At 72.2% G+C, this 18,508-nt stretch carries 14 protein-coding genes and 1 riboswitch; of the genes, 5 read left to right on the top strand and 9 right to left on the bottom strand.

The window, feature by feature from the left end; genetic code table 11:
* The first annotated feature begins 189 nt into the window (after positions 1-189).
* Positions 190-993 carry a VOC family protein gene (locus BG482_RS04130; RefSeq protein ID WP_069767464.1) on the top strand — a complete coding sequence of 268 codons (804 nt, stop codon included), beginning with the start codon at positions 190-192 and terminating at the stop codon, positions 991-993.
* Positions 994-1,026: 33 nt separating this feature from the next.
* Here BG482_RS04130 and BG482_RS04125 read toward each other — a convergent pair whose 3' ends face one another.
* From BG482_RS04125 to BG482_RS04110, 4 genes are all read right to left on the bottom strand, one after another.
* Complete coding sequence (locus BG482_RS04125; RefSeq protein ID WP_069767463.1) at positions 1,027-1,674, bottom strand: thymidine kinase; 648 nt, start codon at positions 1,672-1,674, stop codon at positions 1,027-1,029.
* A 59-nt stretch (positions 1,675-1,733) separates the two neighbouring features.
* The gene (locus tag BG482_RS04120) at positions 1,734-2,924 is read right to left on the bottom strand and encodes an alkaline phosphatase family protein (protein WP_069767462.1); all 1,191 of its coding nucleotides are present in this window, start codon (positions 2,922-2,924) and stop codon (positions 1,734-1,736) included.
* Entirely contained in the window at positions 2,924-3,520 is a 597-nt protein-coding gene (locus tag BG482_RS04115; protein ID WP_079141567.1) for a DUF5998 family protein, read from the bottom strand. The genes BG482_RS04120 and BG482_RS04115 overlap by 1 nt, the downstream gene beginning before the upstream one ends.
* Positions 3,521-3,656: 136 nt before the next feature.
* Positions 3,657-6,470 carry a bifunctional GNAT family N-acetyltransferase/acetate--CoA ligase family protein gene (locus tag BG482_RS04110; RefSeq protein ID WP_069767460.1) on the bottom strand — a complete coding sequence of 938 codons (2,814 nt, stop codon included), beginning with the start codon at positions 6,468-6,470 and terminating at the stop codon, positions 3,657-3,659.
* Between the two features lie 178 nt (positions 6,471-6,648).
* Between BG482_RS04110 and BG482_RS04105 the strand changes: the two genes are divergently transcribed.
* Positions 6,649-6,930 (top strand): HPr family phosphocarrier protein, encoded by a 282-nt coding sequence (locus BG482_RS04105; protein WP_069767459.1) that lies wholly within the window; start codon positions 6,649-6,651, stop codon positions 6,928-6,930.
* A gap of 123 nt (positions 6,931-7,053) precedes the next feature.
* On the opposite strand, the gene BG482_RS04100 is transcribed toward BG482_RS04105, so the two are convergent.
* The 4 genes from BG482_RS04100 to BG482_RS04085 form a co-directional block, all read right to left on the bottom strand.
* The gene (locus BG482_RS04100) at positions 7,054-7,749 is read right to left on the bottom strand and encodes a GntR family transcriptional regulator (RefSeq protein WP_069767458.1); all 696 of its coding nucleotides are present in this window, start codon (positions 7,747-7,749) and stop codon (positions 7,054-7,056) included.
* Positions 7,750-7,935: 186 nt separating this feature from the next.
* Complete coding sequence (locus BG482_RS04095) at positions 7,936-8,679, bottom strand: M23 family metallopeptidase (protein ID WP_069767457.1); 744 nt, start codon at positions 8,677-8,679, stop codon at positions 7,936-7,938.
* A gap of 14 nt (positions 8,680-8,693) precedes the next feature.
* A riboswitch (cyclic di-AMP (ydaO/yuaA leader) is annotated at positions 8,694-8,860 on the bottom strand.
* Between the two features lie 221 nt (positions 8,861-9,081).
* Positions 9,082-10,470 carry a pitrilysin family protein gene (locus BG482_RS04090; protein WP_069767456.1) on the bottom strand — a complete coding sequence of 463 codons (1,389 nt, stop codon included), beginning with the start codon at positions 10,468-10,470 and terminating at the stop codon, positions 9,082-9,084.
* Positions 10,467-11,816 carry a pitrilysin family protein gene (locus BG482_RS04085; protein WP_069767455.1) on the bottom strand — a complete coding sequence of 450 codons (1,350 nt, stop codon included), beginning with the start codon at positions 11,814-11,816 and terminating at the stop codon, positions 10,467-10,469. Before BG482_RS04085 ends, BG482_RS04090 begins: the two co-directional genes overlap by 4 nt.
* A 271-nt stretch (positions 11,817-12,087) precedes the next feature.
* On the opposite strand from BG482_RS04085, the gene BG482_RS04080 reads away from it, so the two are divergent.
* On the top strand, positions 12,088-14,553 hold the full coding sequence (locus BG482_RS04080) for a DNA topoisomerase (ATP-hydrolyzing) subunit A (RefSeq protein ID WP_069767454.1): 2,466 nt from the start codon (positions 12,088-12,090) through the stop codon (positions 14,551-14,553).
* Here BG482_RS04080 and BG482_RS04075 read toward each other — a convergent pair.
* On the bottom strand, positions 14,550-15,719 hold the full coding sequence (locus tag BG482_RS04075; RefSeq protein WP_107450345.1) for a GTP-binding protein: 1,170 nt from the start codon (positions 15,717-15,719) through the stop codon (positions 14,550-14,552). The two genes, BG482_RS04080 and BG482_RS04075, sit on opposite strands and share 4 nt — an antisense overlap.
* A 234-nt stretch (positions 15,720-15,953) precedes the next feature.
* Between BG482_RS04075 and BG482_RS04070 the strand changes: the two genes are divergently transcribed.
* Both BG482_RS04070 and BG482_RS04065 read left to right on the top strand, forming a co-directional pair.
* Complete coding sequence (locus tag BG482_RS04070; protein ID WP_069767452.1) at positions 15,954-17,210, top strand: citrate/2-methylcitrate synthase; 1,257 nt, start codon at positions 15,954-15,956, stop codon at positions 17,208-17,210.
* A gap of 332 nt (positions 17,211-17,542) precedes the next feature.
* Entirely contained in the window at positions 17,543-18,484 is a 942-nt protein-coding gene (locus tag BG482_RS04065; RefSeq protein ID WP_069767451.1) for a sucrase ferredoxin, read from the top strand.
* The last annotated feature ends 24 nt before the right edge of the window (positions 18,485-18,508 follow it).

The following is an 18,508-nucleotide window of genomic DNA, read 5'->3' as shown; positions in this document are numbered from 1 at the left end:
GTCGCTCATGTCCGGCTACTCTGCTCGGCCGGACACGCTCGATCACGAGGCGTGCGGGAACGAACACGTGCCGTACAGGCGATCGACATACGGCGACAACCGCGCGTGAACCGATGAGAACCCCCCATCAGGCATCCTCCGAGGGCCGAAGCGACACGGCCACCACGAGTGGCCGAGGAGAGAGTGACGATGACCGAGGCAGGTGGGCCGACCGGCCCGATCGGCGCAGCACACGCACACTATGCGTCCGGTACACCCTGCTGGGTGAGTCTGATGGCGCACGGGTTGACGGCGACTCAGGATTTCTACGGTGAGCTGTTCGGCTGGGAGTTCCAGCCCGGCCCGCAGCAGCTCGGCCCCTATGTGCGGGCGCTGCTCGACGGCCGTGAGGTGGCCGGCATCGGCCAGCTTGCCCCGGACCGGCATCTGCCCGTCGCCTGGACGCCCTACTTCGCCTCGGACGACGTGGACTCGACCGCCGAAACGGTCCGGCTGTGCGGCGGCACGATCGGGGTCGGCCCTCTGGAGGCCGCCGAGGCAGGGCGTCTGGCGATCGGCTCCGACCCCTCCGGCGCCGTCTTCGGCGTCTGGCAGGCCGGCGCCCACGTGGGCACCGAGATCACCGGCGTTCCCGGCACGCCCGTCTGGTACGAGCTGACGACCTACGAGACCGCGAGCGTCCGCAAGTTCTACGCCACGGTGTTCGGGTACCAGGAGGAGGCCGCGCCGGCGGCCGACTTCGACCATGTGACCCTGCGCGTCGGCGGCCGCCCGGTCGCCGGCGTCCACGGGGTGGGCGCCGCACTGGCCCGGGACCTGGGGCCGCACTGGACGACGTACTTCGAGGTGGCCGACGTGGACGCGGCACTCACCCTCGTCGTGGACCTCGGCGGGCACGTCCTCGAGCCGGCGCACGACGGCGTGCACGGGCGCGTGGCGGCCGTGGCCGATCCGGAGGGGGCCCACTTCTCCCTCATCCAGGACGCACGCTGACCACGCGCCCCCTGACCTGTCGACGCGCCGGGGCTAGGCGTGCTGCACCGGCAGCACGTCGGGCGACAAGGCCGCCGCCCGCGCCGACGACGCGGTCATCCGGCGCCGGTGGTGGCGTCTGCACAGGACCTCGTAGCCGATCGTGTCGGCCTGGTCGACGTCGCCGACGACGACCTGTGCGCCCTCGACGACCATGACGCCGCCCACCGTGCGGGCGTTGTGCGTGGCGCGGGCGCCGCACCAGCACAGCGCCTCGACCTGCAGCACCTCGACACGGTCGGCGAGTTCGACGAGCCGCTGGGAGCCGGGGAACAGCTTGGAGCGGAAGTCGGTGGTGATGCCGAAGGCGTAGACGTCTATGTCCAGGTCGTCGACCACGCGCGCGAGCTGATCGATCTGCTCCTCGGCCAGGAACTGCGCCTCGTCCGCGATCACGTAGTCCGCGCGACCGCCCTGCGAGAGGTGCTCCACCAGGTAGGCGTAGAGATCCTGGCCGTCCTCGACCTCGACCGCGTCGGTGACCAGGCCGAGACGGGAGGACAGCTTCCCCTCGCCCGCGCGGTCGTCACGCGTGAAGATCATGCCCTGCAGACCGCGCGCGGAGCGGTTGTGCTCTATCTGGAGAGCCAGCGTCGACTTCCCGCAGTCCATGGTTCCGGAGAAGAACACCAGCTCGGGCATGGGGAGTCGAGCGCCTTTCGGTCAGGGAGAGGGGGCAGCGGGAGGAAACGGTTCGGGCTTCAGGAGCGTACTTCGAGCAGAGGGACGAACTGCTCGGCAGGGGTCATCGAGCCGTGGTTGCCGACCATCGCCGACTCCTTGGGCTCGCGTTCGGAGGCGATGATCAGGACGTCGTCCCGGGCGGCCGCGATCACGTCGCCCAGGCGGGCGTACACCCGCTCGTCGACCTGCGGGCCGAACCAGCCCGCCTCGATCGCCTCGTCGCGCGAGGCCACCCAGAACTGCTCGCCGAGCACCTCGCGCCAGCAGGTCAGCACGTCTTCCGCGGCGCCCGGCACGGCGTAGACATGGCGGGCGCGGCCCTCGCCGCCCAGCAGGGCGACCCCGGCGCGCAGCTCCCAGTCCGCGTCGAAGTCGATGCGGTGCTCCTCGTCGAAGGGCACGTCGACCATGCCGTGGTCGGCGGTGACGTAGAGCGCGCTGCGCGGCGGCAGTTGCTCGGCGAGGCGCTGGACGAGCCGGTCGACGTACATGAGCTGACCGCGCCAGGTGTCGGAGGCGACGCCGTAACGGTGCCCCGCGCCGTCGAGTTCGGCGTAGTAGGTGTAGACGAGGGAGCGGTCGCCGGCAGCGAGTTGTTCGGCGGCGAGGTCCATGCGCTCTTCGCCGGTGAGCCTTCCGTGAAACGTTCCGCCGCTGAGCGCGACCTTGGTCAGCGGGGTGTTCTGGAACGTGGGGGACGACACCTGGGCGGCGTGCACGCCCGCCTGGTGGGCGAGCTGGAACACGGTCGGGTACGGCTGCCAGACGCCCGGTGCGGTCCACGGCTGCCAGCGGAGCTGGTTCATCAGCTCGCCGGTGGCCGGGTTGCGCACGGTGTAGCCGGGCAGACCGTGCGCGCCCGGCGGGAGGCCGGTGCCGACGGAGGCGAGCGAGGTCGCGGTGGTCGCCGGGTAGCCGGCGGTCAGCGGGCGTCCGGTGCCGCCGCGCGAGCTGCCGAGCAGTGCGTGCAGATAGGGCGCCTCGTCTGGGTGGGCCTTGATCTGCTCCCAGCCGAGGCCGTCGACGAGGAAGACGCAGTTGCGGTCCGCCGGGGCGAGCTCAGGGATCGCTGCGGTCATACCGGGCACGGCCATGCCCGCCGCCAGCGTGGGCAGCAGGTCGGCGAGTGAGCCGGAGCCGTACTCGGGGGCGGGGGCGGACCCCACGGCGAGCGGTTCGGGGTAGTCCCAGGGGGCGGACCGATCCATCAGCGGGTGACGTCCGCGGTGGCTTCGGAGAGCGACTGCGCGAAGGCCAGGGCCTGGCGCACCGTCTCCGGACCGTCCCCGGCCTCACTGACGCGCAGGCTGAGGTCGTCCGCCGTCGAGCTGCCCGTGTAGCCGTGGTCGGCGTCGCAGTTGGGGTCGCCGCAGGCGGCCGGCTCCAGGTCGATGCGGGATACGGCGCCCCAGCCGATGGTGAGCACGACCTCGCGCGGCAAGGCGCCCGGCGTGTACGACTCGGGGTTGGCGACCACACGGCTGAGCACGACCGACGAGATCCTGCCGAGCTTGACGGACTCCGTGGACGTCGTGGCGTACGGCGTCGGGGAGGTGCTGTCGGCGGCCTGCTCGTCGGTGTGGCTGACGATGAAGCGGTTGCCGGTGAGCACCAGCACCGTCACATGCCGGCGCACCTCGTTCTGGTCGAACGTGGTCTCCTGGTGGACCAGGAACGACCGGATCGGCTCGCCGCCCACGGCGGCCTCCACCGCCTCGGCCACGAGGGCCGGGTAGTAGCCGCTGCGCTCGATCGCCGCGCGCAGCCCCTGGGTCGTCGTACTGGTCTTGGCCATGCCCTCCATCCTACGGGGACCCACTGACTCTGAGGCACCGCTCGGGCGGGGTCCGACGGGCCGGGAACGCCCGCGGCCCGTTCGGTCGGCACATCGGCGCTCAGTACGTCGGCACTGAGTACGTCGGCACTGAGTACGTCGGCGCTCAGTACGTCGGCAGGGTCCTCGGTCCGAGGTCGTCGCGCGCGGGCGGGGGCGCCAGGCGGACCGAGGCGCCGAGGACGCTGACTCCGTGCGGGGCGACGACGACCGGCTCCAGGGTGACGGCGACGACCTCGGGGTGGTCGTCGACCAGCCGTGAGACGCGCAGCAGGAGTTCCTCCAGCGCCGGGGTGTCGACGGGGGTCGAGCCGCGCCAGCCGAACAGGAGCGGTGCGGTGCGGATGGAGCGGACCAGCGACGTGGCGTCGCGGTCGGTGACCGGGACCAGTCGGTGCGCCATGTCCCCGAGCAGCTGCGAGGCGGCCCCGGCGAGCCCGAAGGACAGCACCGCTCCCGCGGCCGGGTCGATCACCGCGCGCACGACCGTGTCGACCCCGCGCGGCGCCATCGCCTGGACCACCGGACGCAGTTCCTGTGGCTTGCCGAAGAGTTCCGTCAACTCGGCGTACGCCCGGCGCAGTTGCTCCTCGTCGGCGAGATCGAGCCGTACGCCGCCGAGGTCGGCCCGATGCCGCAGGTGCGGGGCGGTCGCTTTGAGGGCGACGGGGTAGCCGAGGGCGCCCGCGGCCCGGGCGGCCTCGTCGGGGGTGGGCGCGGGGAGCGCCCGGCGGGTGCTGATGCCGTAGCGGCCGAGCAGCTCGCAGGTCTCCTCGGTGCCGAGGGTGAGGCCCTGCCCGCGCGCGAGGAGCCCGCCGATCAGCCGGGCGGCGCCCTTCTCGTCGATGTCCTCGTACTCGGGGACCTTGCCGGGGTCGGCCGCCTCACGTCGCCACTGGGCGTATCTCACCGCCTCGGCGAGGGCGCGGACGGCGCGTTCGGCGGCGGGGTAGGCGGGGATGAGGTGCGCTCCCTCGGGCGCCTCGACGGCGGCGGGCTGGGGCGCCGTGGCGTTCTCGGCCGCCGCACGCGCGTGTGCGGCGCCTTCGGGGCGTGGTGCGGTGCTCGTGGCGGCGGACAGGGCGGCCGCGAGGCCGCCGAGTTCCACGTGCACGACGAGGACCGGTTTGGCGGGAGCCGCGGCGGCCGCCGAACGCAGGGCCTGTGCGAGTTCCGCGTCTCCGGGCGAGCGCTCCCCGATCGCGGGGATCGCCGTGACGACGACCGCGTCGCACGTGTCGTCGGCCAGCGCCCGCGCCAGTGCCGCGTGGAAGTCCTCCGCCGAGGCCTCCGTCGTCAGGTCGGACGGCGGCAGGGGGCGCAGCCCCTCGGAGAGGCAGGCGTCGTAGGTGAGCAGCCCGAGCGACTCGGAGTTGCCGAGGATCGCCACCCTCGGTCCCGGCGGCAGCGGCTGGCGGGCCAGCAGCAGGCCCGCGTCGACCAGCTCGGTGATGGTGTCGACCCGGATCACTCCGGCCTGCCGCAGGAGGGCCGACACGGTCGCGTGCGGCAGCCGGGTCGCCCGCACGGCGTGACCTTGCGGCGCGGAACCGGAGCCCTGGACGACGACCAGGGGTTTGGCCGCCGCCGTGCGCCGGGCGAGGCGGGTGAACTTGCGGGGGTTGCCGATGGACTCCAGGTACATGAGGGCGACGTCGGTGTCGGGGTCGTCGTACCAGTACTGCAGGACGTCGTTGCCGGAGACGTCCGCGCGGTTGCCGGAGGAGACGAAGGTGGACACGCCGGTGACGCCGGTGACGCCTCCGCCGCGCCGGTGGAGGCGGGACAGCAGGGCGATGCCGATGGCGCCCGACTGGGCGAACAGGCCGATGCGGCCGGCTCTCGGCATCTCCGGGGCGAGGGAGGCGTTCAGGCGCACCTGTGGGGAGGTGTTGATGACGCCGAAGGCGTTGGGCCCGATGATCCGCATGCCGTACGCGCGTGCCTGGCGCACGAGTTGGCGCTGGCGCTCGCGCCCGTCGGGGCCGCTCTCGGCGTAGCCGGCGGAGAGGACGACGAGCCCCTGGACGCCGTGCTCGCCGCACTCGGCCACGGCCTCGGGCACGTACTCGGCGGGGACGGCGACGACCACGAGGTCGACGGGCTCCGCCACGTCACGCAGCGAACGGTGGGCGGGCACCCCGTCGAGTTCCTTCAGGTCCTCGGGGAAGGCCTTGTTCACGGCGTACAGGCGGCCGGTGAACCCGGCCCCACGGAGGTTGCCGAGGACGCTGCGGCCGACGCCGCCCGGGGCGCGGCCGACACCGACGACGGCGACGGAGCCCGGCGCCAGCAACCGTCCCACGGAGTGCGCCTCGGCGCGCTGCTCCCGCGCGCGCTGGACCGCGAGGGAGCGCTCGGTGGGTTCGAGGTCGAACTCCAGACGGACGACGCCGTCCTCGAAGCTGCGCTTCTGGGTGTAGCCGGCGTCGGTGAACACCTTGATCATCTTGGTGTTGGCGGGGAGCACCTCGGCGGCGAAGCGGCGGATGTCGCGCTCACGCGCGACGGCCGCGATGTGTTCGAGGAGCGCCGAGGCGACACCGCGCCCCTGGTGGGCGTCCTGCACGAGGAAGGCGACCTCGGCCTCGTCGGCGGGCGCGGAGGCGGCCATGCCGTCGGGCCCGATGCGGTCGTAGCGTACGGTGGCGATGAACTCGCCGCCGACCGTGGCCGCGAGTCCCACCCGGTCCACGAAGTCGTGGTGCGTGAAGCGGTGGACGTCCTTCGCGGACAGGCGCGGGTAGGGCGCGAAGAAGCGGTAGTACTTCGACTCGTCCGACACCCTCTCGTAGAAGCTGACCAGGTGCTCGGCGTCATCGACGGTGATGGGGCGGATGCGTGCGGTGCCGCCGTCGCGCAGCACCACGTCGGCCTCCCAGTGGGCGGGGTACTCGTGCCGGTCCGACGCGCTCTGCATGGGGCCCAGAGTACGGCTCGCGTACGACAACGGCGCCAGGCACTCTGTGGAGGACGGACGTCGGGTCGGGGCCGCGATCCGACGACCACACCGGGAGAGGACGATTCGGACTCTCCCCCACACGCTTCACGTGTGGAACACTGGTCTAGACAACCTGAACACTGAAGGGCAGCATCACATGGCTGAGCGCCGCGTCAACGTCGGCTGGGCCGAGGGCCTTCACGCCCGCCCCGCTTCCATCTTCGTCCGGGCCGCCACGGCCGCAGGCATCCCCGTGACGATCGCCAAGGCCGACGGCAATCCCGTCAACGCGGCCTCCATGCTGGCCGTCCTCGGCCTGGGCGCCCAGGGCGGCGAGGAGATCGTCCTCGCCTCCGACGCCGAGGGCGCGGACGTCGCCCTCGACCGACTGGCCAAGCTGGTCGCCGAGGGCCTCGAGGAACTCCCCGAGACCGTCTGAGCGCGTCTTCATATTCAGCTAAGGGCTCGCCCGAATTATCGGGCGAGCCCTTGGTATTTCCCGTCGACGGCAGCGGAAATAATCCCCCGCGAATTATCCCCTTCTTTGTATACGGCCCCCGTGTTAATGCCGCAGACCCGACATGTTTACGGGAGGTTGCGAAGTTCTCACACGGTCTACGCGCTCCGCGCCGCCGGTGAAGCGCAGTCGGTGCGCCGGGGTCGAGCGCTCGGTGTGCAGCGCGGTGATGGCTCGCGCGCGTTCCCCGTCCCCGCGCGTCACCGCGTCCACGATCGCGCCGTGCTCCGCCCAGGACTCCATCGGGTCGGCCGGGGCGTCCACCGTGTACATCCAGGCGATCTTGTGGCGCAGCTGGGTGAGCATCGACGTCAGGGCGGGGCTGCCGGAGGCCTGGGCGAGCGTCTCGTGGAACCAGCCGCCCAGGGAGCGCAGATCGTCGCTGCTGCCCCTCCTGGCCCGCTCCTGACCCAGCCGGACGAGTCCGCGCAGCACCTTGAGATGCGCCTCGGTACGCCGCTGGGCGGCCCGGGAGGCCCCGAGCGGCTCCAGCAGCATGCGCATCTCCAGCAGGTCGCCGGCCTCCTGCTCGGTCGGCTCCGCGACGCACGCGCCCGCGTGCCGCCGCGTGACCACGAAGCCCTCGGCCTCCAGCGTGCGCAGCGCCTCCCGGACCGGGACACGGGAGACGCCGTAGCGGCGGGCGAGGAGTTCCTCGGTGAGGCGGCTGCCGCGCTCGTAGACGCCCGCGACGATGTCGTCCCGGACGGCCGTGCACACCGAGTGCGCCGGAATACGCATGACGGACCTCCGCCTTAATCCCCGTGAAACGTCGACGATTGACGTGTGTTCAGTGACTCTATTGCAATGAACGGGAATTTCCGATGGCGGGCCGGAATCCATGGATATTTTTTGGACAGCATGCGCCGGGAAACGGCAAAGCCCCGGCCGAAGGGCCGGGGCCGGGCGTTCTGCCGTCGGGCGTCGTCAGACGTTCACGCCGTGCTTACGGAGATAGGCGACCGGGTCCATGTCGGAGCCGTACTCCGGGGTGGTGCGGGCCTCGAAGTGCAGATGCGGCCCGGTGACGTTGCCGGTCGCACCGGAGAGGCCGATGCGCTGCCCCGGGGTGACGTGCTGTCCCGCCGACACCTCGATCGACGACAGGTGACCGTACTGGGTGTACGTCCCGTCGTTCATCCGGATGACCACCTGGTTGCCGTAGGCCCCGCCCCAGCCCGTCTCGACCACGGTGCCGGAACCGACCGCGTGCACGGTGGTGCCGCTGGCGGCGTGGAAGTCGATGCCGGTGTGGCTGCCGGAGGACCACAGCGAGCTGCTGGCCTGGTAGCCGGTGGACACGTAGGAGCCGGTGATCGGGATCACGAAGGTGTTCAGGCGCTTGCGTTCGGCTTCGCGGGCGGCACGCACGCGGGCCTCGCGTTCCTCCACGGCCTTCTTGACGGCGGCCTGGCGGGCGGCCTCCTCGAAGGCCGCCTGCTTCTGCACGGCGACCTGGTCGTCGAGCTGCTCGACGACGGCCTCTCCGGCGGTGACGACGGGGATCAGCCCGGTCTGTTCGGGGGTGGGCTCGGCGGCGAATGCCGGGGTGGAGGCGACGGTGGCCATCACACCGGTGGTGGTGAGCGCCGCGACGCCCGCCGCGCGGGCCGTGGTGCGCTGCATCCGGCTGGGCCGACGATGCTTCCCGGTGGCGCAGGTGAACGCCATGAAGTCAGCGGTGTCCTTTCCTTCCCTCTCGCCTACCGGGTTAGCTGACGGGTTCGGAGCAGGAAGGTCTCCTACGGACCCCCTCGCGTGCGCGCGGGCGTCCGATTCACCCCAGGGACTTCACAAGTGGGTCCCCGGCTCCCCTGGCTCGCGCCATGCGGGGACTCGGCGATGACTGTCCGGTGCCGCGGGTGCGGCGCAGTGCCTGACGAACAGCCCGGATGACGCTAAGCCGCAGGGGTTTCAATCCTCAAACGAATCACGGGTTTTGTAGCGCATCCCACAGCACAGACGGGTGACTCCGCCCCAATTCGGACACACGAAGGTCTCAATTCCCCCACACGGGGGCCCTGGTGACGCTCGCGTCGACCAGGGCCCCCGCACGCGCGTGCCGTTGCCGGACTACTCCGCGGGGACGACCTTCACCTCGCCGATGCCGAGGGCCTCGACCGGCTCCTTGATCTGCGCCGCGTCACCCACCAGGACCGTCACCAGCCGATCCACCGGGAAGGCGTTCACGGCCGCCGCGGTGGCCTCCACGGTGCCCGTCGCGGCGAGCTGCCGGTACAGCGTCGCCTGGAAGTCGTCGGGCAGGTACTGCTCCACCTGGTCGGCGAGCGTGCCCGCCACGGCCGCGGCGGTCTCGAACTTCAGCGGCGCCACCCCGACCAGGTTCTGCACGGCGACGTCCCGCTCGGCGTCGGTCAGACCGTCGGCGGCCAGGGTGCGCAGCACCTTCCACAGGTCGTCCAGTGCGGGACCGGTGTTGGGGGTGTCCACGGAGCCGCTGATGGCGAGCATCGCGGCGCCCGAGCCGTCCGGCGCGGACAGCAGGACCTGCCCGAAGGCGCGGACGCCGTAGGTGTAGCCCTTCTCCTCGCGCAGGACGCGGTCCAGGCGGGAGGTGAGGGTGCCGCCGAGGCAGTACGTGCCGAGCACCTGGGCGGGCCACACGCGGTCGTGCCGGTCGGCGCCGATCCGGCCGATCAGCAGCTGCGTCTGGACGGCGCCGGGACGGTCCACGATGACGACCCGGCCCCTGTCGTCGGCGGTCACCGGCGGTACGGGCCGCGGCTCGGCCGAGGAGCCCGTCCAGGCGCCCAGGCTGTCGCCCAGGAGCGCTTCCAGATCGATCCCGGTGAGGTCCCCGACGACCACCGCGGTGGCCGTCGCCGGGCGGACGTGCCGGTCGTAGAAGGCGCGTACGGCGGCGGAGTCGATCTTCTCGACCGTCTCCGCGCTGCCCTGGCGCGGGCGCGAGATGCGCGCGGTGGCCGGGAACAGCTCCTTGGAGAACTCCTTGGCGGCGCGCCGGGCCGGGTTGGCCAGCTCGTGCGGGATCTCGTCCAGACGGTTGCGGACGAGGCGTTCCACCTCGCTGTCGGCGAACGCGGGCGCGCGCAGGGCGTCGGCGAGCAGGCCGAGACCCTTGGCCAGGCGCGAGACCGGCACCTCGAGACTGAGGCGGACTCCGGGGTGGTCGGCGTGCGCGTCCAGGGTGGCGCCGCAGCGCTCCAGTTCGGCGGCGAACTCCTCGGCGGAGTGCTTGTCGGTGCCCTCGGAGAAGGCGCGCGCCATGATCGTGGCGACGCCGTCGAGACCGGCCGGTTCGGCGTCCAGGGGGGCGTCGAGGATGATTTCGACGGCGACGACCTGCTGGCCGGGGCGGTGGCAGTGCAGGACGGTCAGGCCGTTGCCCAGCGTGGCGCGCTCGGGCGCCGGGAACGCCCACGGCTTGGCCTCGCCCGCCCGGGGCTGGGGGTGGAAGTCCATCGTGGCGAGCTCGGTCACCGGGCCGCCTCCTCGTTCTCGTCCTGGTCGGCGGGGGCTTCGGCGGCGGTCGGCTCGTAGACGAGCACCGCACGGTTGTCGGGGCGCAGGCGGGCCTTGGCGACCTCCTGCACCTCCTCGGCCGTCACGTCCAGCACGCGCTGGACGGCGGTGAGGGCGAGCTGCGGGTCGCCGAACAGAACGGCGAAGCGGCACAGTTCGTCGGCGCGGCCGGCGACCGTGCCGAGGCGATCGAGCCACTCGCGCTCCAACTGGGCCTGCGCGCGCTCCATCTCCTCGGCCGTGGGGCCCTCCTCGGCGAACCGGGCGAGCTCCTCGTCGATGGCGGCCTCGATGACGGGCACCTCGACGTCGCCGGACGTCTTCACGTCCAGCCAGCCCAGGGAGGGGGCGCCGGCGAGCCGCAGCAGGCCGAAGCCGGCCGCCACAGCCGTACGGTCACGGCGCACCAGCCGGTTGTACAGGCGGGAGGACTCGCCGCCGCCGAGGACGGTGAGCGCCAGGTCCGCGGCGTCGCACGCGCGCGTGCCGTCCTGCGGCAGCCGGTAGGCGGCCATCAGGGCGCGGGCCGGCACCTCCTCCTCGACGACCTCGCGGAGCTGCTCGCCGATGACGTCGGGCAGTCCGCCGTCACGGGGAGCGGGCTTGCCGTCGTGGCCGGGAATGGAACCGAAGTACTTCTCGACCCAGGCGAGGGTCTCCTCCGGGTCGATGTCGCCCACCACGGAGAGCACCGCGTTGTTGGGCGCGTAGTACGTGCGGAAGAACGCGCGCGCGTCCTCCAGCGTCGCCGCGTCCAGGTCGGCCATCGAGCCGATCGGCGTGTGGTGGTACGGGTGGCCCTCGGGGTAGGCGAGGGCGGTCAGCTTCTCGAAGGCCGTGCCGTAGGGCACGTTGTCGTAGCGCTGCCGGCGCTCGTTCTTGACGACGTCGCGCTGGTTCTCCATCGACTCGTCGTCGAGCGCGGTGAGCAGGGACCCCATGCGGTCCGCCTCCAGCCAGAGGGCGAGCTCCAGCTGGTGCGCGGGCATGGTCTCGAAGTAGTTGGTGCGCTCGAAGCTGGTGGTGCCGTTGAGGGACCCGCCCGCGCCCTGGACCAGTTCGAAGTGTCCGTTGCCCTTGACCTGGCCCGAACCCTGGAACATCAGGTGCTCGAAAAGGTGGGCAAGGCCGGTACGGCCCTTGACTTCGTGGCGTGAGCCGACGTCGTACCAGAGACACACCGCCGCGACGGGGGTCAGGTGGTCCTCCGACAGCACCACGCGCAGGCCGTTGGCCAGGCGGTGCTCGGTCGCTGTCAGGCCCCCGGAGCCTGCCTGGGCTGTGGCCGTGTGACCCATGGGCATGTACGTCCCTTCCGATCGCGGACGCGGTCGTCGAAACCGCGGTTTTCCTGCCGGTCCTGCCACTGTATGCAAGCGTGCGGACGGTCGGCGAAGTTCCCGGGCGACGTACGCCGAGAGCGAGATCGCGTAGCCTGCGGGCAGCCGTGGAGGAGGTGTCTCTGCGCACGGGCCCGGACAGCCGACGCCGGGCCCTCGCCCGCTCTGTCAGTGCCACGGTCCACAATGGTCCGCATCAGATCCCGTCACACGCCCCAGCAAGGAGCCGGCAGCGATGGCCCGCCGCAGCACGAAGACCCCGCCGCCCGACGACTCGTACGAGGAGCGCATCCTCGACATCGACGTCGTCGACGAGATGCAGGGCTCCTTCCTCGAGTACGCGTACTCGGTCATCTACTCCCGCGCCCTGCCGGACGCCCGTGACGGTCTGAAGCCGGTGCACCGCCGCATCGTCTACCAGATGAACGAGATGGGCCTGCGCCCGGAGCGCGGCTACGTCAAGTGCGCCCGTGTCGTCGGCGAGGTCATGGGCAAGCTGCACCCCCACGGCGACGCGTCGATCTACGACGCCCTGGTGCGGATGGCCCAGCCCTTCTCCATGCGGCTGCCGCTGGTGGACGGCCACGGCAACTTCGGCTCGCTGGGCAACGACGACCCGCCGGCCGCCATGCGGTACACCGAGTGCCGTCAGGCCGCGGCGACGAGCCTGATGACGGAGTCGATCGACGAGGACACGGTCGATTTCGCGCCCAACTACGACGGCCAGGAGCAGGAGCCGGTCGCGCTGCCCGCCGCCTTCCCGAACCTGCTGGTCAACGGCGCCTCCGGGATCGCGGTCGGCATGGCCACCAACATGCCGCCGCACAACCTGGGCGAGGTCGTCGCGGCCGCACGTCATCTGATCCGCTATCCGGGCGCGGATCTCGACACCCTGATGAAGTTCGTCCCGGGCCCCGACCTGCCCACCGGCGGCCGGATCGTCGGCCTCTCCGGCATCCGGGACGCGTACGAGAGCGGCCGTGGCACCTTCAAGATCCGCGCCACGGTGGCGGTGGAGACCGTCACGGCCCGCCGCAAGGGCCTGGTCGTCACCGAACTGCCCTTCACGGTCGGCCCCGAGAAGGTCATCGCCAAGATCAAGGACCTCGTCGGCTCGAAGAAGATCCAGGGCATCGCCGACGTCAAGGACCTCACCGACCGCGCGCACGGCCTGCGTCTGGTCATCGAGATCAAGAACGGCTTCGTGCCGGAGGCGGTCCTGGAGCAGCTCTACAAGCTGACGCCGATGGAGGAGTCCTTCGGCATCAACAACGTGGCCCTGGTCGACGGCCAGCCGCTCACGCTGGGGCTGAAGGAGCTGCTGGAGGTCTACCTCGACCACCGCTTCAACGTCGTTCGCCGGCGCAGCGAGTTCCGCCGCACCAAGCGCCGGGACCGGCTGCACCTGGTCGAGGGCCTGCTGACGGCGCTCGTCGACATCGACGAGGTCATCCGGCTGATCCGCTCCAGCGACAACAGCGCGCAGGCCAAGGAACGCCTGATGGAGCGCTTCTCGCTGTCGGACGTCCAGACCCAGTACATCCTGGACACCCCGCTGCGCCGGCTGACCCGGTTCGACCGCATCGAACTGGAGGCGGAGAAGGAGCGGCTCAACGAGGAGATCGCCGAGCTGACCCGGATCCTGGAGTCGGACGCGGAGCTGCGCAAGCTGGTCTCGGCCGAACTGGCCGCGGTGGCGAAGAAGTTCGGCACCGACCGCCGTACGGTGCTGCTGGAGTCCTCCGGCGCCACCGCCGCCGCCGTGCCTCTGCAGGTCGCCGACGACCCCTGCCGCGTGCTGCTGTCCTCCACGGGCCTGCTGGCCCGCACCGCGAACGGCGAGCCCTTCGCCGAGGACTCCGAGGACACGGAAGGCCGGCGCACCAAGCACGATGTGATCGTCTCCGCCGTCCAGGCCACCGCGCGCGGGGAGATCGGCGCGGTCACCTCCTCGGGCCGCCTGCTGCGGATCAACGTCGTCGATCTGCCGCAGCTCCCCGACACCGCATCGGTGCCGAACCTCTCGGGCGGCGCGCCGCTGGCGGAGTTCGTCTCCCTGGAGGGCGACGAGAGCGTGATCTGTCTGACCACGCTCGACGAGTCGTCCCCCGGTCTGGCCATCGGCACGGAACAGGGCGTCGTCAAGCGCGTGGTGCCCGACTATCCGACCAACAAGGACGAACTGGAGGTCATCGGCCTCCGGGACGGCGACCGGATCGTCGGCGCCGTCGAGCTGCGCACCGGCGACGAGGACCTGGTCTTCATCACCGACGACGCCCAACTGCTGCGCTACCAGGCCGCGCAGGTGCGGCCGCAGGGCCGGCCGGCGGGCGGTATGACGGGCATCAAGCTCACCGAGGGCGCGAAGGTCATCTCGTTCACGGCCGTGGATCCCGCGGCGGACGCGGTCGTCTTCACCATCGCGGGGTCGCGCGGAACCCTGGACGACTCGGTCCAGACGACCGCCAAGCTCACCCCCTTCGACCAGTATCCGCGTAAGGGCCGGGCCACCGGCGGTGTGCGCTGCCAGCGGTTCCTGAAGGGCGAGGACTGCCTGTCCCTGGCCTGGGCGGGCCCTGTCCCGGCGAAGGCGGCGCAGAAGAACGGCCTGCCGGCCGATCTCCCGGAGATCGACCCACGCCGTGACGGCTCGGGCGTGTCGTTGCCGAAGACGGTGTCGGTGGTGGCGGGACCGGTCTAGGCCCCGGCCCCTCCGGCCCGCTCGAACGCGCCGTCCCGGGGTTCCGTGGACGGCGCGAGCGCCCCGGGCGCGTCGAACTCCCCGAGGCTCCCGGGATCATCCGGGCCGTCGGGCTCCTCTGGGTCCTCTGGGTCCTCGGGGTCCTGTACGTAGCGCAGGACGCCCCACATCTCGTGTTCGCCGGCGGGTGGGGCGTCGCTCACGCAGGCCTCCAGCGCCCCGCCGAGGGCGGTGGCGTCGATGCCGGAACCGATGAGGACGAGCTCGGTGCGGCGTGAGTCCCCGGACGGCCAGGGCTCGGGGTGGAAGCGGAGGAAGCGTCCGACGGCGTGCACGGCGTACCGGTTGGCCGGATCGTGCGGACCGAAGTCGACATATCCCTTGATCCGGTACAGCCCTTCCGGCCGGCTGTCCAGGAACTCCATCAACCGCCGTGGCCCCAAGGGCGCTTCGGAGGTGAAGGAGACGCTGTCGTAGGCGGTGTGGAGATGGTCGGCGTGATCGTCCGCGCCACGGTCGTGCAGGTCGTCGAAGGTGAGCTGCCCGACGCGCTCCTCGCTCGGCCTGCAGTCGAAGAGGAACTCGGGATCGATGCGGCCGTAGGTGGCGGGGACGACGGCGGCGCCGTCGGCCAGCGAGCGGACCAGCCCGAGGACCCGGCCGGCGCCGGGCGCGCGATCGAGCTTGTTCACCACGACCAGGTCGGCCAGGGCGAGGTGCCGGTCGATCTCGGGGTGCTTCATCCGGGTGTCGTCGAACTCGGCCGCGTCGACGACCTCGACGAGTCCGCCGTACATGATCCGTGGATGCTCGGCGGCCAGCACCATCCGCACGAGTTCCTGCGGCTCCGCGAGGCCGCTGGCCTCGATGACGATGACGTCGATGCCGGCGGCCGGACGGGCCAGCCGTTCGAGGTAGACGTCGAGCTCACTGGTGTCGACGGCACAGCACAGACAGCCGTTGCCGAGGGAGACCGTGGAGTCGCCGAGCGCACCGGCCACGGCCATGGCATCGATCTCGATGGCGCCGAAGTCATTGACGATCGCGCCGATCCGGCTGCCTCCGCTGCGGTGCAGAAGATGGTTGAGCAGGGTCGTCTTGCCGGAGCCGAGGAATCCGGCGAGCACGACGACCGGGATCTGCTGCGGACTGCGGCTGTGTGACACGTACGACCTCTCTTGCGCCTGCGCATGCACCGGTTCGCGGCCCGGCGCACCTACGAGGATGGACTGCGGCCCAGAATACGAGCCGCGGAGAACCCCACGAAGTCCACGCCTGCCGTGCGCCGTCGGCCCGCGTCCCCGCACCGGGACGCGGGCCGACGAGGCACGACCCACGCTCGAACACCGTTGTCCACAGGCACGGAATCCACACCTGCGCTTGTGGATACGGTGACCCCCATGCGCGATCAGGAACCCGGCCCCGGCCACCCCGAACGACGGCTGAGCACCAGGGAGGCCGCCGAGCTGCTCGGGGTGAAACCCGACACCGTGTACGCGTACGTCAGCCGCGGCCGGCTGAGCAGCAGGCGCACGCCCGGCGGCCGGGGCAGCACCTTCGACGCCCAGGAGGTCGAGGCGCTCGCCCGGCGCACCAGGCGCGAGGCCGGTCCGGGTCCGGGGGCGGAGCCGTCCGTGCGCACGCACCTCACCCTCATCGACGAGGACCGGTACTACTTCCGGGGCGTGGACGCGGTCGACCTGGCCGTCCGGCACTCCTACGAGGAGGTCGCGGAGTGGCTGTGGACGGGGCGGTTCCGAGCCGGGGCCGTCTTCACCGCGCCCGAGGCGTCGGTGGCGGCCGCCCGCCGTGTGGTGGACGCGCTGCCCGAACACACCGGCCCCACCGACCGGTTGCGGGTGGCGGCCGTCGCCGCCGCAGCCGCGGACCCACTGCGTTTCGACCTGTCCGAGGAAGCGGTTCTCGCCACCGCGCGCGTTCTGATCCCCACCCTGGTCGCCGCCCTGCCACCGAAGCGACTCACCCATCGCGACGGGGACTCCCTCGCCGGCCGCCTGTGGGGGCGGCTCAGCGGGCGGCCCGCCGGAAAGGCACAGTTGCACGTCCTCGACACGGCTCTCGGCCTGCTCGCCGACCACGATCTCGCGGCCTCGACGCTCGCGGTACGGGTCGCCGCGTCGGCCCGCGCGCATGCCTACGCGGCCGTGTCCGCCGGCCTCGGCGTGATCGAGGGGCCGCTGCACGGCGCGGCCGGCGGGCTCGCCCACCGCATGCTGCTCGACGTACTGGACGTCGGCAGCGCGGGGCCCGTGATCGCGCAGGAGCTGCGGGCCGGCCGTCGCGTCCCCGGTCTCGGCCACCGGCTCTACCCCGGCGAGGACCCCCGCGCACGTGCCCTGTTCGCCCTCCTGGAGGAGATCCCGGAGGCCGCGCCCGCCCTCGCCGCGGCCCGGGACGTGGTGGCCACCACCGCCCGCCACGCGCCGCTGCACGCCAACGTGGACCTGGCGCTCGCCGTCCTCACCGCGTCGAGCGGCATGGAGGCCTCGGCCGCCGAGACGATCTTCGCCGTCGCCCGTACGGCGGGCTGGGTCGCACACGCCCTGGAGGAGTACGGCGAACGCCCCCTGAGGATGCGCCCGAGCGGACACTACGTGGGCCCGAGGCCGCCCCGACCGCTGCCGCTGCCCGGGTGAGGCCGGGCACGCTGACGAGCCGGCCGAGGGGCAGGGACGATGACGAGCCGCCGGAGTGAGGCGGGCACGACGACGTGGCGGATCCCGGCCGACCCTCCGCCACGGCCTGCCGTTCCGGCCGCCGGATCCGGGAGGCCGTTCGTCCCGTCCCGGCGTGAGGTTTGTGCCGGCGGGGCGTCCCTGCACCACGGCACACGCACGCGTACCCGCCCGCACGCGTACCGGCCCACCTGCGTACCGGCCCGCACGCGTCCCGCACGGTCCCGGCGGACGGGCGGCCGTCCGACCGGGCCGTAGGCCATCCCGAGGCGAGTCAGGTTAGGCTCACCTCTGTGAGTACGTGCGCGACCGTCTCGCGGGACCTCGACGAGCCCCTCGCCGGAACCGCGGCCACGGCAACCACCTGGCTGCTCCTGGAACAGCCCGGCCCCTGGGGCGCCAGAGCGCTGGTCTCCAGCCACCTGGACCCCTCCCTGGGCCGCGCCCTGGAAGCGGCCGCGCAGGGCACCGGGGTGCGTATCGCGCTCATCCGGCGTCCGGGACGCCACGCCGACTTCGGCCCTCCGGCGCTGCGGCAGGTCTACGCGGCCCACACCGTTCCCGGGCGGGTGTGGCTGCACGGCGCCACGACCCACGATCCGCACCGGCTGCTGGACCTCGACTTCGCCGCGCTCGGCCGTGGCGAGCACCGCACCTTCGACGACGCGCTTGGGGGCGGGCCTCATACCGGGGACCCGCTCGCGCTCGTCTGCACCAACGGCAGACGCGACCGCTGCTGCGCGCTCCTCGGCCGTCCGCTGGCCGCGCAACTGGCCGCCTCCGGACTGCGGGGGGCCTGGGAGGTCACCCATCTGGGAGGTCACCGCTTCTCCCCCACCCTGCTCGTCCTACCGCACGGATACGCGTACGGCCGCGTCGGAGCACCCACCGTCCAGGAGGTCCTGCACGGTGTCCAGGAGGGCCGGATCGTCCTGCAGGGGTGTCGGGGGAGCTCCGCCTGGGAGCGGCCCGGCCAGGCGGCGGAACTGGCGGTGCGCGCGGCCATCGGCGAGGACGCGGCGGAAGCGCTGAGCGTCGTGCGGACCGCCGGGGGCGCGCCGCGCTGGGAGGTGACCGTCGCGCACACGGACGGACGCCACTGGGAGGTCGTGGTGGACCAGGGCGCCGCGACGCCGCCCCGGCCGGAGAGCTGCGGAACGTCGGTCCTCGGCACGCCCGCGCGGATGGACGTCGTGGCGGTGCGGGAGCTGTCGGGCGCGGCGTGGACGGGCTGAGCGGCCTCTGACCGGTACCGCCCC

It is taken from the genome of Streptomyces sp. LUP30, assembly GCF_001746365.1.
Taxonomy (GTDB): domain Bacteria; phylum Actinomycetota; class Actinomycetes; order Streptomycetales; family Streptomycetaceae; genus Streptomyces.
This window is presented reverse-complemented; position numbering and strand designations above follow the sequence as displayed.